The sequence below is a fragment of the Candidatus Nitrosocosmicus sp. R genome (assembly GCF_054408505.1).
On sequence record NZ_CP167090.1, the window covers coordinates 2,168,007 to 2,181,998 of the forward strand.

Genomic DNA, 13,992 nt, shown 5'->3' on the forward strand with positions numbered 1-13,992 from the left:
ATAAATCATGAAAAAATTTAAAAGATCTCTAGATCAAGTATACAGAATAATATGAAATACGTCATGAATTCAAAATTGCCTTTTATATTTTTGTTAGTGGCAGTTGCAATGGGGACATCATTTATTCTAGGTAATAATCATAACCCAGCGATAGCTCAAACATTTTCGGTGCCCAACACTCAAACATATTCGGTGGGTAACATTGGAAATGTTACAAGTGAGGAAAGTGATACTTTTTTCCAGTTAGATGATGCAGTACAAACTACACAGGTATTGATCAATGAAACGCAGTCGGCGATTAGCAATAACAATATTACAGAAGCAGTGAATTTACTAAACCAAGCATATAATGAAACGGTTCAAATACAAAATAATGCTAATAATTTAATATGGGACTCACCTTCATCAAATGAAGGTGCCTAGATAATCCTAGGATCAAAAGCAATCTTTTTTTTGTCTAGTTAATCCCAGATTTTACTATTATTAATTTATAAGCAAAACGGTTTGGCTTTTTTGAATTAGAATTATCATGTTTTTTAGTTTTATACCCAAGTAGAGACAACAAACCTATATGTATTCATAATATTATCGGTAAATAGTAACCACTTTTGAATAGTCCCACAAAAATTCAGAAATTATTTTTTATTAATCACCTAACTATGGATACACAGGTTTTCTAGATGTTAACATATAATTATCCAATGGATGCAAGGATTAATAATATGAAGCGGTAGAATGAAAACAAATTCTTGCTTTGAATTCCATTGATAATGCATTGTACGGGGATATCAAAGCTTGTCTTTTCTCATCCACATATCTTGTGTAATAGAATATAACAAGATTAGTATCATAAATAAGAATTTTAAAGTAGGACCAGTATCTCATTCATTATTACAGCAAAATAAAATTCGCCAAATTGTCCGACAATTAGGTCTAAACGACTTGCAAGACTAAAGTTATCAAGAATTATGGACTCAAATAATAGGTTATTACAAATAAATTAATTATCGCATAACTCCAGCATTCGTCTTGCTTGTTGAATCCCAGTAACAGGTATATTTTTTTCTTCAATGAGTCCTATTTGAACCAAAACTGAAGCCTGATCCCAGTATATATGTTCATGAGCAATTTTAGGTCCGGCAAATTTCATAATAACTACATGAGGTATCTCCACATATTTGCCTGTAGGTTCTACCCCCGGTAACATATATTCAATCTCTCTACCATGAGTAAAACTAATTATGATTTCATCTACTACCTGATCTTTACCTACCGTACGTGATATAGGTTTTATTTTTATATCTTTTGGCATTTTTCCTATAAACCTATTTTTGTAAAAGCTATATACTGCATCATATCCAAATCCACCAGTCAAAGTCGGTACATGATGAACGTATGGTTCATCAGTCATTGTAGTCATAGTTGCTTCAACATCCTCTTTTTTGAATTCATATTCTATATGTTTATCAAATATTTTACCTAGTTTTTCAGGCTCTTCAGCCATACTAGTCAGAGGATTTTGTCGCTTAAGGATTTGTCTATTTGATGCGGATATCAAGACCAAGTTAAAGATTCTGTTATTTGAGATTAGTATATTTTATGATAGGTATACTCCCTTCCTGAAAACAGTAAAAATCCTCATGAATTTGATAAATCTGATTTCATCGGCTACCTGATCTAAAATGCTAAAATGGAATTTATTTTTAGCTATCTATCCTGGATCTTTTGGGAAATTGAAATAATTGGTTTCCGGGAGGATAAATTTGAGAAAAATACGTGTTTGGAGAAAAATTTGATAATGCTAATCAAGCTTTAGTATTAAATCAATGTTAAAACATCCTGACTTAATGTTTACATATGATAGATGATAACCAATACCATGACAATGTTTGCGTGTCCAAAATGTGGAGAATCATACATTGCTACACCCCCTGACTCGGATCACAAGAAGTCAACAAAATACCCTGACAGAGATACAATTCCAACGAGTATTGAATGTAAAATGTGTGGAAATTTAAATACGATTTATTGGAAATCAGTTCAATAATTTTTATTTATTCATGGTTCACTGATTTACTTTACGGGTAACGCTATGAATACGTTAAATATCATACTGGACAAACAATTGGATATTATATACATCCAAAATTTATTGAAAATAACAATTATTCGAAATTGAATTATTAACCCTTTACAATTGAACCAATCTTTGGAGCAACAATTGGTCAAGTAAATGCGAATGTCGCGCCTTTGTTCTCATCATTGTTTTTGGTCCATATATTTCCTCCATGAGCTCTACGATATTTTTGCAAATATAGAGTCCAAGACCAGTCCCTGAGGGAGAACTCCCATAGAGAATACCATGTTTGTCATTCTATTTATTAGCCAGAACTGAATCGTTTCAAATAATGATAGTTATATAGCTATTGGGCTTGAGATAAATCAACCTAGTAACGTTTTCTTTGTGGTTCTTGAAGAATTCATTGACTGCTACGAAAAGTATCAAGATTTGGAGCAAAAATATATGGATCCTTTTTGCAATCAAACAGTATTTCTAGCAATAAACTTTTGCAGTCATGCAACGGAAATACAATAAATTACTCATTGGATTGACATATTATTCAAATGTACCTCGGTTATATTCATCAGTGCTTCTTCGACATCTTCATCCACCGGAAATCCCATTTCATCTTCTAAGTTATTTATAGCCTCATCCCAATTTTCTCCACCATTTTGATTACCATCTTCTTTGTCCTCTTGTAAGGCTTGAGAAAGGTTTGCTAGTGCGGAATCTTTGATACTGTCGGATAATCCAGTTGATTCTTGTTGCGGTGATGACGGTGATGTGGTTGCGTTTACAGTTGAAATAGCTGGGGACCCAATCAATAAACCTAAAACCCCAATGGCACAAAACATAATTATAGAAAATCTTAATTCTTGCATCGTGGTTCAATTTATTCTATTGATATATAAATATAGACAGTCACAAAATTGTTACAATTGGTAAAACAAATTAGATACTTGACTAACAAAAGAACAAACAATTAGATAGTTAGTTGAATCATATTTGATGTAGAACATAATCAGATAAATTTAATCGTTACTGAATTTTTGAATTCTGTTGTTTTCAAAACCTTCTATTCCCCCATTCCCATTGGAATCCACATAGAACTTATATTTTAAAACCGGTCTTCATCGCCTTCACCTCTAGAACCTCAACTTGCATAATAAGTAAAATTTAGATCATGAAGAAAAACAGGAGATTGTATATCATATCATAAAGCAATAAAAGAGGGCCAAAAATTGAAACACAAATAGCAGTGATTGTATTTACTTTCAACAAGTAATCGTAAACCTTAAATTATCTAAATATTGGATACACAAATAAATAAGAACACCTGTATTTGTGTAAAATTCAAACAAGGAAATTGAAATTTTAATATTTATATGAAATATAATATACTCACTAGATCCAAAGCTTTTAAATAAGATAGAAAAGGATCAGTTATCTTTAAAATATGATTTAGTACTCTCAAAACATAGGGAAATTTTATCAAAAATAAAATTTAAACAATTTTCCGTTTTGATCAACAATAATTACTTATCCTCATCTTGTATAGTTATAGAATCTAACTAGTACTCCGATCATATCATATAATATCCAGTAATACCATACCCTAGCCTTTTCATTATGATATTTCAAGGTGCTGGATGGGGGAATTATGAAGGTATTTCTTTTAAATATTAATTAATCCCCTCTGTACATACTAGATAATTGATTAAATTATTAGGCATATCAGCTGCAATCATTTTCATTTTGAATACGGTTTCAATAGGAGGGCATCATCAGGTTGGTTGGGAGATATATGCTCAAAGTAACTCAACGGTTGAGACTAAGAAGCAACCAGTAGTAGCAAACGCAACTCAAGGACAACAAGCCACTGTCATAGTAACCAAAATTGTTCATTGCGATTCCTCTTTAGGTATTCCAAATGATGATTCCGTCTGTCAATTTGTGCTTGAAAATGTTGATGCAAGTCAGTTCGATTTAGTAGTAACAGGCAATAATCCAAACATGACTAGTTTTCAAGGATCGGCTAATGGAACAAATATTTCTTTAGATCCAGGTGATTATACCATTTCAGAAACAGCATTTGATACCATGGATATTGAAAATCAGCTAGGAGAAACAGCGATTGTAACTATTTTAACAGACTCTAATGGGGATTGCTCATCTCAATTTAACCAAGTAGACGTGTTTCAAGAAGCAAATGGTACGATATCTGATAATTATTTACAAAACTGTGAAATTATTAATACAATCGACGTGAGTCAAGGAGCCTCCCCAGAAGCACCGTAAGTTCGGAATGAAAATAACAACATATGTAATATCTAAACGTGAAGGCTCGACTGCAAAAATTTAAAAATAGATTCAATCCTTTATCTTTTTTATCTTCAAATTACAAAAAGTTTTAAAAGCTAAACATATCATTGTATTTTCTATTTGACGAAAATTTGAACTTACCTAGAAAAATTTTTTTATTAAATTTATAAGGATTTAGATCCTAAACCCATGTTTTTAGCATAAACTAGTTAACCTGAAATAGACATGAACTAGAGCTAAAAGACCTACCACAAAAGCTTAGAAGATTCAACATTCATGAAAATCTTGTACCTTTGATTCAAATAGAGAAAAATTCAACAATCATTATTAATCATATTCTATATTTTTTCGCATATACCATTATAAGTGTCGGTCCAATTTGATTATGGTCATTTTGATCCTTGCCTTATCCGCAGTTTTAAATCCGATGCTTACCTTAGACGCAACATTTGTCCAAGACCATTCCGTGTACGCATATGATACCCATTGCTTAAGGGATAGTTCAAGTGTCTCATTAGACCAATATATGAATCACTTAGTAACAGAATTGATAGATTATTCATCGTCGTCATCCACTAGTAACGTAGATGGAGCAGAAGACTGTTCAAACCAGATCAGAAATACGAATATTGATTTAGACTTTTTTGTTAATGCTTTTTCTGGCAATGTTGAATTAAATGGTTTTATAGAGATATCTTTTTCAAAGATTTTCGACACGCTTTTCCGACCTTCATCGATTGTAATATTATTTTCAATCGCGGTTACTGGATTAGTTTTGAATTCTCTTAAAAAGTTAAAGAGAAGTATGAATAAGGCCAGAAAAGGGTTTTCTCAAGGGACACGAGAAAGAATTCTTAGAAAGCAAAATCATAGATGTGCTTACTGTAGAAAGGTCTTAAAGGTAATAGATTATGATCACAAGAATGGCAATAGATCCGATAATAGAGAAAATAACTGTCAGGCACTTTGTCCGAATTGTCATGCCATAAAAACTAGGAACAAGTTGATTAAAAATTAGGCGCGTTTGTACATCCAATCACCGTTATATTTGACAATGTTTAATGCCAGTTTATACCGGCAAAATGATTATTAGTTCAATAATGAAAAGATAAAGTACAACGATGTAGTCCGTACAGATTACTGGGATGTGACATATTGGTTCAAATCCCTTCAAGCTATTGTTATTTGTGATAATGACGAAACTACGCCAGTGTAAAAAGCACTACAGCAAAATTAATTAGTTTCTGACGATTCAGGTCTTTGGATAATTTTGTCCAATATTTCTTTTACTAAAGTTGATTTCTCCTTTATTGAGCCTTCTCCAACAGGGTACAAGTTGTATTGCTGGTTTAGTAAATCATTACAGCGGTCTAGATCCTTATCGTAAACAAATAGCACACTTCTAAGAATACCGATATTCGAATGTTTAATAGGATTCTCCGAGGATCCGATAATGTTACCAATATTTTGTAAATAATAATCTTTAGTTTTGTTTAATGTCTTTTCAAGTCGTTCAAAGAAATCAATGAGAGCAAAATTATTGTTGTTATCGTGCTCATTTTTGATTTCCCGCTTTAATCTTTCTCTATAGTATTCGAATGAGCAATGAATTATGTCAGTATACCTCAAATAATTGTTCTTGGGGGTATCAAAAACCACAATTCTTCCATATGTAAATAAATCATATAATGCTTTTCTTGACATGAACATCTATTTAATACCAAAATTTTGAAACCGAAATCATCAATTTGTACCAGAACCAAAAATATTTCTATTTTATGTTGGGGAAGAATGAAGCTAAATATTATATTGCATTATGTTCTCTGGTTTCAATGTTTCTAGGATTATTTTACATAAACGACCTTATTTTGCATTGTATACTGAGCTATCATTATGGGTTGATTTTTGGATTGGAGCAAAAAGAGAGAAAGTCAAAGGGGAAGGTAACATGGATCGGGACTTTGAATTGTGAGGAGGTTCAATGATATTTACATATTTTTCTGCACTAGTTGGTCCCAAGTCCACATCGAGGACCACTTCCCAGATCGTACCTAGAATAGCATTTCTAGTGATTAGAATAAAAATAAAGGCGAGTTATTTGACTATAATAATTCAGACAGGCCTGAAATAAGAAAGTATTAGATTTGAGGACAGCAGCAAGTTTATGTTTTTCCGCAGCAATAGAAATGGTAATACGTTTTAACTTTTACTTTGTAGCTATAAATTCAATAGCTATTGCAGTAATAGTACCTTAAATTCCAAAAATAGGAAAAAGACCTAAGAAGACTTGTGAATAATAAAGAGACAGATGTCGTGAGTAAGTACAAAATTAAAAGAAATCTTGATATATTTTTATTGCATCCAGTCAGATTTTAATTGTCCAGCCATTAAAAAGAGTTTCTCTTTATTTGCAGTCACCTTCTTTTTTATAGATTTTGCTGGTACGCCTGCAACAATGTCTTCATCTACAATATCATAAATAACAGAACTGCCTGAACCCACAATAACTTGTTCGCCTATTTTTATCTTATTTTTTATAGTACTATTTAGCCCTAACCAACAATTATTGCCAATGATAGTACTACCACCTACTATAGTTCCAGCTGTTAACTCGGTATTTTTTCCAATATTGACATTATGAGCTATATGGCATAAAGCATCAATTTTGGTTCCTTGTCCTATAATCGTGTCAGAGAGAGATCCTCGTGCGATAGAGCAATTTGCAAATACTTCTACATCGTTTTCTATCACCACTTTACCATAATGAGGGAATTTTTCTAGATCTAAAGTATCACATGCTCTTTCAAATGCAAATCCATCAGAACCAATGGTTGTATTTGGTTGGATAGAACAATTATCTCCTACTTTACAATTTTGCAAATTTGCTTTTGATTCTATTATAGTATTATTACCAATAGAACAATTATCACCGATAACTACGTAGTCACCAATATAACAATCCCTTCCTATCTTTGCTGAATCGGCTATAACAGAACTTTTGGAAATACCAACCTTAGGCAAAGCATGGGTAATACGCTTTGCAAGTCTTGTAAATTCAAGTCTAGGATTATCAACAAATATCAATAGTTGTCCGTCCTTGTGATTTGGATATACCAGCCCCTCCATACTTTTTTTACAAAGTATCACACCAGCGTTTGATTGTGAAATAGAGAGCATGCCTCTGTATTCCTCAGATGAACAAAATGAAACATCATCTCCTGTTCCAGTATGCAATGATGACACATTTCTTATTGATTTTGATGGAGATTTTTGTCCTTGAATTGTATAATCTGAATCGGTTATATGCTGTAATAGTGATTCAACGGTCCATTGAACCATACCGAGTTTATTTTTCTTTTTAATATAATTGTTTTCTATAATATCGTATTAGAGAAATGATAGTATAAATTCAGAAATGATAATTTTACTGATGGCTAAATTGCACAAAAGTCTGTGTTAATTAAATCCATCAAACAATCAGTGGGATTAAGGAAAGTTAAGCAATCAATTCAACGGCCGACCACTATTATCTTGCTAATGCAAAATTAGAATTCAGAAATTTAATAGGATTTTGAGATATTAATAGACAATTCTCTAAAAATTTCAACAAAAAGTTTAATGGGCGACTATATTTCTAGCACAACATGTATTTGTAATATATTCAAATATACATCTTTTAATCTAATAATTTAATCGTAACGGGTCCTCCGCTGAGAGATTTTTGTTCCAAACGGATAATTGATCGCTTTCCACGATACATAACATAGGTTTCAAACTCCTTTTCTCCATATTCAAATTTGACCTTTTTATTCAACCACTCTTTAGGTACCACGGCAGTGAGTCCCAGCCCCGGGACTTGTCTAAAATGGGTCTTGCAGGTCATATTATCTTGAAACACATTATATGATAAGGTTAAAAGATAAAAAACTTATTCAACGAATGTTATTATATTATATGTTTTAAGTTTTGTGTGTAAAATACCAGGTTAAACTTTGATTGGAAACATTTTCCATTTTTCATCAAAAATAATAAAACGCCAAGAGCTTTTCGTGCTTTATCATGTAAATACTAAGATCATTGATAGTTGTGAATTAGAAAATCAGAACAGAAGAGTGGAAGTTTGTTTCTACTAGACCTATCCAAGTCCAAGTCCAAGTCCAAAATCGTACATTCTTACTCTAATCGAGTTGGATAGTACTTACTATACCACGAATAAAAGCAACATTAATAATTCTGGGCTCTAATGGTTATTCAATCCAAAAAATGGTTCATTAATCTTTCGTATATGAAATCAATGGTAATAAAGACCATTTTATACCAATATTTATATAAGGCGATGGATAACTATGAATAATGTCAAAACAAGATAAAAAAGAAACATCTACCTCTACAACCAGTTCAACTACAAAAGATAATATAGATCAAGCAGTTCAAATCAATACTGAAATTTTCAATCGAGCTGTAGAAGAAAACACACAATCTCTAAATCAGGTATTTGAAGAGTCCAAAAAAAATATTGAAAGAAACATTACCGAAGCAAAAAATCAGATCCCTTTGTACACAAAATCAATAAATGAGGTTCAAGAGCAAGCAGTTCAAGCTACAAGAGATATGGCAGAAAACTACCTTGACTATCAAAAACAAACCATTGATTCCTTCCAATCCATTGTAACACCATATTTTGAAAATGCAAATAACCAGTTATGGAACAACCAAGATATATTTAGAAGATATCCAGAAATTTATTCAAAAATAGCCAATAATTGTGCAGAAAATACAGTAGCTATTACCCGAGTAATGAACAATATTGCATTTTCAAACGTTGAAATAGTAAAAACAGTAATCAACAACACAAAAGAACAATCAAAGCAATTTGCAGAAATAGGAAAGAGAAACGCAAGAGTTTACGAATCTTTTGAAAGAGATAACAGAAACAGCCTTTAAATAAAATCCAACTTTTGACTACAAGTTGAGTCAAGAGTTTTTCATTTACTTTTTTTAGCTAACTAATTTTCTATAGGATAAAGATAACATTTAGCAACAAGTGTCTAGCAGAATAATCTGATTTATCCAATTTCCAGTATTTCTATGAAACTGTATTAAAGGTCTCGTTGTATAGGGTTTAAAGGGTAAATCAACTTTTCTCGTATCTCACTTGCCTTGATTTTAATAAAACTATAGATTTAGATTTTGTTTGATATTTGGACAAACCCGGCTTTTTGTTAAGTCAAGTTCAGTTATGTTGTGTCGCTATTATGGATGCCATTGTATCTGGTTTACTGGTGATAGAATAATATAGATAGACGACAACTTAGATTAGATCTCCAATAAAACTAGTAAATGCTAGATATCAAAAGGGAAAAGACTACTCGTTCATTTATTAATTTGCAAGAAAATGATTTTAATTAAGAAAGTTTGGTAACATCTCAGATATTATGCAAAATAGTAGGATAAATGACCATCATCATCGTTTTCCTAATGTACCTATTTGGTTGATGTTTTAGCAATAATTATCAATGATCAGTCACCATTTTTTTCACTTATTTCTAAAGACATGGGTAAGCCGTTGGGAGGAACATCCATCTCATTTTTTTCACTTCATTCATAATAGGGATGAGCATAAAATAAATAATCACAACCATTGTTCTTATTACATAACGGTTCTTAATTGCATCTTCTGTAATAGTTTCGACTTTTGTAATCCCACACCTATCTATTTCATACATTAACATTAAGATAGTAACACCTTTTTTACTACAATTAATATTTATAATGATTATAAGTTTTGTTATAGTGAGTTTATAAATATCAAAAGAGGTAACCAAAAAATAAATTCTCTGATTTAATTCTTTAAAAAATAAACCCAATCAAGATAGAAAATGTGCACAGCCATGATACGTTATGCATTTAATAGAAATAATAAGTCCACACAATGATTAGACATCAAACATAATTTGTAGACAGTATCATACTACACTCCTGAAGAGTGGTCGAAAGGAAAAATCAATACGGTGTATGTGTTTAGTTTAGTGTTATCATCAAATAAACGCTTATTCTCAATCCAAGGTAATTTGTGATTTTCAGTGAATATCAATATGTAAAAATATTTGGTTTGATTAAGAACCTTTAGTCTTTTTTCATCGACTGTCGATTTTTAATGTTGCATGGCGATCATCATAGTAGGGCGACTAAATCAAGAATACTTGATTGAAAAGAATTTATATTCAGATTTTTGATTCTAGACTATAGTAATAAACAGCGTGGCCTCAGGTAAAGTATCAGACCAACGATAGAATCAGGATAAGATATCTAAAATATAATATTTTCAATCTTAAAGTACACAAGAATTTTATAGTTTTTAGCTTGAAAAGTCAGATATCAAAAGTTCATCGCAATTTTAATGATTTAAATGTCTACGATAACTAGAACACCAATAATTATTGCAGTGCTTGCTATTGCATCATTATTTGTTGCTGGCCAAGTATCAGTGAGCATGGATGAATTAAATGTTTACGCAAATAAGAAATCTGACGCCCCATCACAAGGTCTATCACAGGGTGAATTATCTGAACAATCCAGTGAAGTGTTTTCAGAGAATGGAACCAGTACTGCTTCAGGTAATAACGTTGATTTATCTTTTAACCTAAATGACGGTCAAAAAGCATTAGGTCAAAAATAAAAATTTTTTTCTAAATCCATGGTATATACGGTTTTCCTACAATACGATATCTAAATATCATCCTAAATGCTACAAAATACTTCTAAATACGATTGTGTCAATTTATCAATATACACAATAATAATATTTTAAGATAACAGTTCCTACATTTAAGGAAATGTAATAGTAACAAATCAGTTCCAGGGCTTAATTCACCGTTCCACTCATTTAATTAAGAGATCTGTAAATGGAATGATCGGTTTGAAATCTAAGTCAGAGACAAGAAACATGATTCTCCAATTGATTATAGTAATAAGAGGTAGTATGTTTCTGGATCTCGTCGCAGAACCTACATAACCGTTTGATGAACAACTAGGAATTCACTTAAATGATAAAGCCAAGTCTTTAGTCAGGTTATAAATAAATATTTTGTAAAATTATTCTAAATTTATCGGATAGAACTAAATATGCTAAAGATCTTAAAAAATTATTATATCTTATAATTTATGTATAGAAATTAATACTAAAATGTTTAGGTCAAATAATACAAAATCTACCACAGTATTAATTGTAGTAGCACTAGCAACAGTAATGATAATAGGTCCATCAATATCAAATGTTGGAGACGTCTTTGCCCAAAAATACAAAAGCTGGGATGATTGCAGAGACGATCACAGTAAAAACTGGTGTAAGAAATATTTTAAACATCATGACAATGACGATGATAATGACGGGAACAGAGCATCACAAGGTATTGGACAATCACAATCATCAGAACAAAACAGCCAAGTAGTTTCCGGTGGAGACACCACAAATTCAGGAAATAACTTTAGCTTCCAAAACCAATTCAACAAAGGTAATAACGCATTAGCTCAAAGCGGCGGTGATGATGACGACGATGATGGCAATAGAGCATCACAAGGTATTGGACAATCACAATCATCAGAACAAAACAGCCAAGTAGTTTCCGGGGGAGACACCACAAATTCAGGAAATAACTTTAGCTTCCAAAACCAAGAAAATTCTGGAAATAACGCTTTAGGTCAACAATAAAATTTTTTTTTGATAGATTTAAGCAGATCGAAGAAGGTCAAACACTTCAATCTAACATAGCTTTTAGGACTTTATCCCTATCAATCATGTTAAAATACAGTAGTTGTCATTAGAGTATAGTTGAAGATATCAGAATTATGTGAAATGATTGAAGAATCATTTCGTTCGGGAAAATATCCTTTAACACAAGAAACTGAAAAACGAATGTCAAAGCTAGTCAAAGTGATAAATAGATCATCTTCAGAAGACATGAAAGGAGATAATATAATCATTGAAACCAGGATCAGTGATTTTTTTGTTATGAATAATTATGTAGCAGAGATCACACATTTACCAGGAATGATAGAAATGGATACGCTAGATTCTTTTAAGATGCTTAGTAGACGCATTGACAGATCTAATAACGACGTAAATAACATCACCATTAAAAAACTTAAGTAATAACTTTACTACATATACCAGCCAAAATTTTTATTTCTATATATGAGAGAATCTTTGGATTAGACCAAAGTTACCATGTTAATTACAATACACGAAATTCCAATGAGCTATTAATGTATTTATAACCTGATTTTCAGACTGTCAGATATCAAAAAATGTTAATGAGTATTCATGGCATAAACCATAAAAAATTACGAATTTTGACTACAATTACTATACTCAGATTTAAGAAAAAGTAGTAAAAAAATTTTCTAATTAATTATAGTTTTATAATTTCTGGTTGGAGTCGCAAGTAATTCTTCGATTTCACTATTCATCTTTAAGAAAATCAGTCCCTTTTGGGTTGTTTTATATTCCGATCCTTCTATATATTCAATTAAATCATTTTCTATAAGAACAGAGAGATATTCTTTAAGTTGTGCGTAGCTCAGAAAAGCTTTGTACATTATTTTAGTTTTAGTAGCGCCACCATTGGCTGCTTCAAGAATCATAGCTACAATTTCAGTGCGGCTTCTGTATTTCATATTGATATATATAACATCACTAGTATATAACCGTCTACAAATTAGAGCCAGTATCGCTTACAACTTTACGAACCTCTATGCCATTTGCCAAAAAAAATGCGGCAATAAACAGAAGGTGGTTTAAACAATTCAACTCGTCTTAATATTTAGAAGCTAAGAAATTGATGACAAATTGGGAAATTTGAGACATAATTTCATATAATAAAAGATCTAATATTTCTATAAATATCGCGGTTATATTTTATCATAATTACATAAAATGACTTTGTCAACCAGCTATTCCTTTAAAAATCAGTCAGTTAGGACAGTCTACTATTCAAATACTTTAAGATATACAAAATATAGCATAAGATCTAAAAGTGGAGTGAAAGGATAGTTGAGATACTCAAACGAATATGAAAAAAATGGTGATGAGGAGGATTGTATAATAAGACCTCAAGTCAAAATAGTCAACTGCCCCATCAAAACAAGCCTCGGAGTCTTAGGCAAGAAGTGGACCATGCTAATAATAAGAGACATTGGTTTTCTAAAGATCAGGAGATTTAATAGAATATTAGAATCAATTCCAGGGCTTACACCAAGAGTATTGTCCATGCGCTTAAAAGAGTTGGAAAGGGAAGGTATCATAAAATGCAAGGAAGTGAGAAAAGACCAAGTAATGATATTATGGAGTTTGACCGAAAAGGGAGAAGACATCTTACCCATTCTACTTTTGTTAACGGCTTTTGGGTCGAAATGGTATCCTGAATTTGTTTTTGAGGACAAAAAGCCAAGGAGATTAGACGAAGTCTTTTTTCAACCTGAAACAAGACAGAGGATACTTGAATATAACAAAAGGTTCAGACTAAGGTAATACTGAAAGAAACTAACAAAAAACTAGAATCAACTTAATCTTGTTATAAAATAATTAAGATAAACTAATATAGTAACTT

15 protein-coding genes are annotated in these 13,992 nt (G+C 31.5%); 8 read left to right on the forward strand and 7 right to left on the reverse strand.

What is annotated here, in order from left to right:
• The first annotated feature begins 51 nt into the window (after window positions 1-51).
• Window positions 52-423, forward strand: a complete 372-nt coding sequence (locus AAGU22_RS11120; protein ID WP_458719176.1) for a hypothetical protein — start codon at window positions 52-54, stop codon at window positions 421-423.
• A gap of 577 nt (window positions 424-1,000) precedes the next feature.
• Here AAGU22_RS11120 and AAGU22_RS11125 read toward each other — a convergent pair.
• A complete protein-coding gene (locus AAGU22_RS11125) occupies window positions 1,001-1,564 on the reverse strand; it encodes an ester cyclase (RefSeq protein WP_458719177.1) in 564 nt (187 codons plus the stop codon).
• A 1,037-nt stretch (window positions 1,565-2,601) separates the two neighbouring features.
• A complete protein-coding gene (locus AAGU22_RS11130) occupies window positions 2,602-2,943 on the reverse strand; it encodes a hypothetical protein (protein WP_458719178.1) in 342 nt (113 codons plus the stop codon).
• An 832-nt stretch (window positions 2,944-3,775) separates the two neighbouring features.
• On the opposite strand from AAGU22_RS11130, the gene AAGU22_RS11135 reads away from it, so the two are divergent.
• Together AAGU22_RS11135 and AAGU22_RS11140 are read left to right on the forward strand one after the other, a co-directional pair.
• Window positions 3,776-4,360, forward strand: a complete 585-nt coding sequence (locus AAGU22_RS11135; RefSeq protein ID WP_458719179.1) for a hypothetical protein — start codon at window positions 3,776-3,778, stop codon at window positions 4,358-4,360.
• Between the two features lie 451 nt (window positions 4,361-4,811).
• Complete coding sequence (locus tag AAGU22_RS11140; protein ID WP_458719180.1) at window positions 4,812-5,402, forward strand: HNH endonuclease; 591 nt, start codon at window positions 4,812-4,814, stop codon at window positions 5,400-5,402.
• 215 nt (window positions 5,403-5,617) lie between these two features.
• Here AAGU22_RS11140 and AAGU22_RS11145 read toward each other — a convergent pair whose 3' ends face one another.
• From AAGU22_RS11145 to AAGU22_RS11160, 4 genes are all read right to left on the reverse strand, one after another.
• The gene (locus AAGU22_RS11145) at window positions 5,618-6,088 is read right to left on the reverse strand and encodes a hypothetical protein (RefSeq protein WP_458719181.1); all 471 of its coding nucleotides are present in this window, start codon (window positions 6,086-6,088) and stop codon (window positions 5,618-5,620) included.
• Window positions 6,089-6,247: 159 nt separating this feature from the next.
• Window positions 6,248-6,421 (reverse strand): hypothetical protein, encoded by a 174-nt coding sequence (locus AAGU22_RS11150; protein WP_458719182.1) that lies wholly within the window; start codon window positions 6,419-6,421, stop codon window positions 6,248-6,250.
• A 315-nt stretch (window positions 6,422-6,736) separates the two neighbouring features.
• Entirely contained in the window at window positions 6,737-7,723 is a 987-nt protein-coding gene (locus AAGU22_RS11155) for an LpxD N-terminal domain-containing protein (RefSeq protein ID WP_458719183.1), read from the reverse strand.
• A gap of 337 nt (window positions 7,724-8,060) precedes the next feature.
• The gene (locus AAGU22_RS11160) at window positions 8,061-8,282 is read right to left on the reverse strand and encodes a hypothetical protein (RefSeq protein WP_458719184.1); all 222 of its coding nucleotides are present in this window, start codon (window positions 8,280-8,282) and stop codon (window positions 8,061-8,063) included.
• Between the two features lie 455 nt (window positions 8,283-8,737).
• Between AAGU22_RS11160 and AAGU22_RS11165 the strand changes: the two genes are divergently transcribed.
• From AAGU22_RS11165 to AAGU22_RS11180, 4 genes are all read left to right on the forward strand, one after another.
• Complete coding sequence (locus AAGU22_RS11165; protein WP_458719185.1) at window positions 8,738-9,328, forward strand: hypothetical protein; 591 nt, start codon at window positions 8,738-8,740, stop codon at window positions 9,326-9,328.
• A gap of 1,465 nt (window positions 9,329-10,793) precedes the next feature.
• On the forward strand, window positions 10,794-11,063 hold the full coding sequence (locus tag AAGU22_RS11170; RefSeq protein ID WP_458719186.1) for a hypothetical protein: 270 nt from the start codon (window positions 10,794-10,796) through the stop codon (window positions 11,061-11,063).
• Window positions 11,064-11,570: 507 nt separating this feature from the next.
• The gene (locus AAGU22_RS11175) at window positions 11,571-12,095 is read left to right on the forward strand and encodes a hypothetical protein (RefSeq protein ID WP_458719187.1); all 525 of its coding nucleotides are present in this window, start codon (window positions 11,571-11,573) and stop codon (window positions 12,093-12,095) included.
• Window positions 12,096-12,215: 120 nt separating this feature from the next.
• On the forward strand, window positions 12,216-12,536 hold the full coding sequence (locus AAGU22_RS11180) for a hypothetical protein (protein WP_458719188.1): 321 nt from the start codon (window positions 12,216-12,218) through the stop codon (window positions 12,534-12,536).
• Window positions 12,537-12,787: 251 nt separating this feature from the next.
• On the opposite strand, the gene AAGU22_RS11185 is transcribed toward AAGU22_RS11180, so the two are convergent.
• Window positions 12,788-13,060, reverse strand: coding sequence for a winged helix-turn-helix domain-containing protein (locus AAGU22_RS11185; protein WP_196816661.1), 273 nt, complete (start codon window positions 13,058-13,060; stop codon window positions 12,788-12,790).
• A 376-nt stretch (window positions 13,061-13,436) separates the two neighbouring features.
• Between AAGU22_RS11185 and AAGU22_RS11190 the strand changes: the two genes are divergently transcribed.
• Entirely contained in the window at window positions 13,437-13,913 is a 477-nt protein-coding gene (locus AAGU22_RS11190) for a winged helix-turn-helix transcriptional regulator (protein WP_458719189.1), read from the forward strand.
• Window positions 13,914-13,992 lie beyond the last annotated feature (79 nt).

Coding starts and splice junctions, on each gene's coding strand:
- AAGU22_RS11165 (WP_458719185.1), top strand. CDS start 8,738: ATGTCAAAACAAGATAAAAAAGAAACATCTACCTCTACAACCAGTTCA.
- AAGU22_RS11130 (WP_458719178.1), bottom strand. CDS start 2,943: ATGCAAGAATTAAGATTTTCTATAATTATGTTTTGTGCCATTGGGGTT.
- AAGU22_RS11140 (WP_458719180.1), top strand. CDS start 4,812: ATGCTTACCTTAGACGCAACATTTGTCCAAGACCATTCCGTGTACGCA.
- AAGU22_RS11170 (WP_458719186.1), top strand. CDS start 10,794: ATGTCTACGATAACTAGAACACCAATAATTATTGCAGTGCTTGCTATT.
- AAGU22_RS11185 (WP_196816661.1), bottom strand. CDS start 13,060: ATGAAATACAGAAGCCGCACTGAAATTGTAGCTATGATTCTTGAAGCA.
- AAGU22_RS11120 (WP_458719176.1), top strand. CDS start 52: ATGAAATACGTCATGAATTCAAAATTGCCTTTTATATTTTTGTTAGTG.
- AAGU22_RS11175 (WP_458719187.1), top strand. CDS start 11,571: ATGTTTAGGTCAAATAATACAAAATCTACCACAGTATTAATTGTAGTA.
- AAGU22_RS11155 (WP_458719183.1), bottom strand. CDS start 7,723: ATGGTTCAATGGACCGTTGAATCACTATTACAGCATATAACCGATTCA.
- AAGU22_RS11145 (WP_458719181.1), bottom strand. CDS start 6,088: ATGTCAAGAAAAGCATTATATGATTTATTTACATATGGAAGAATTGTG.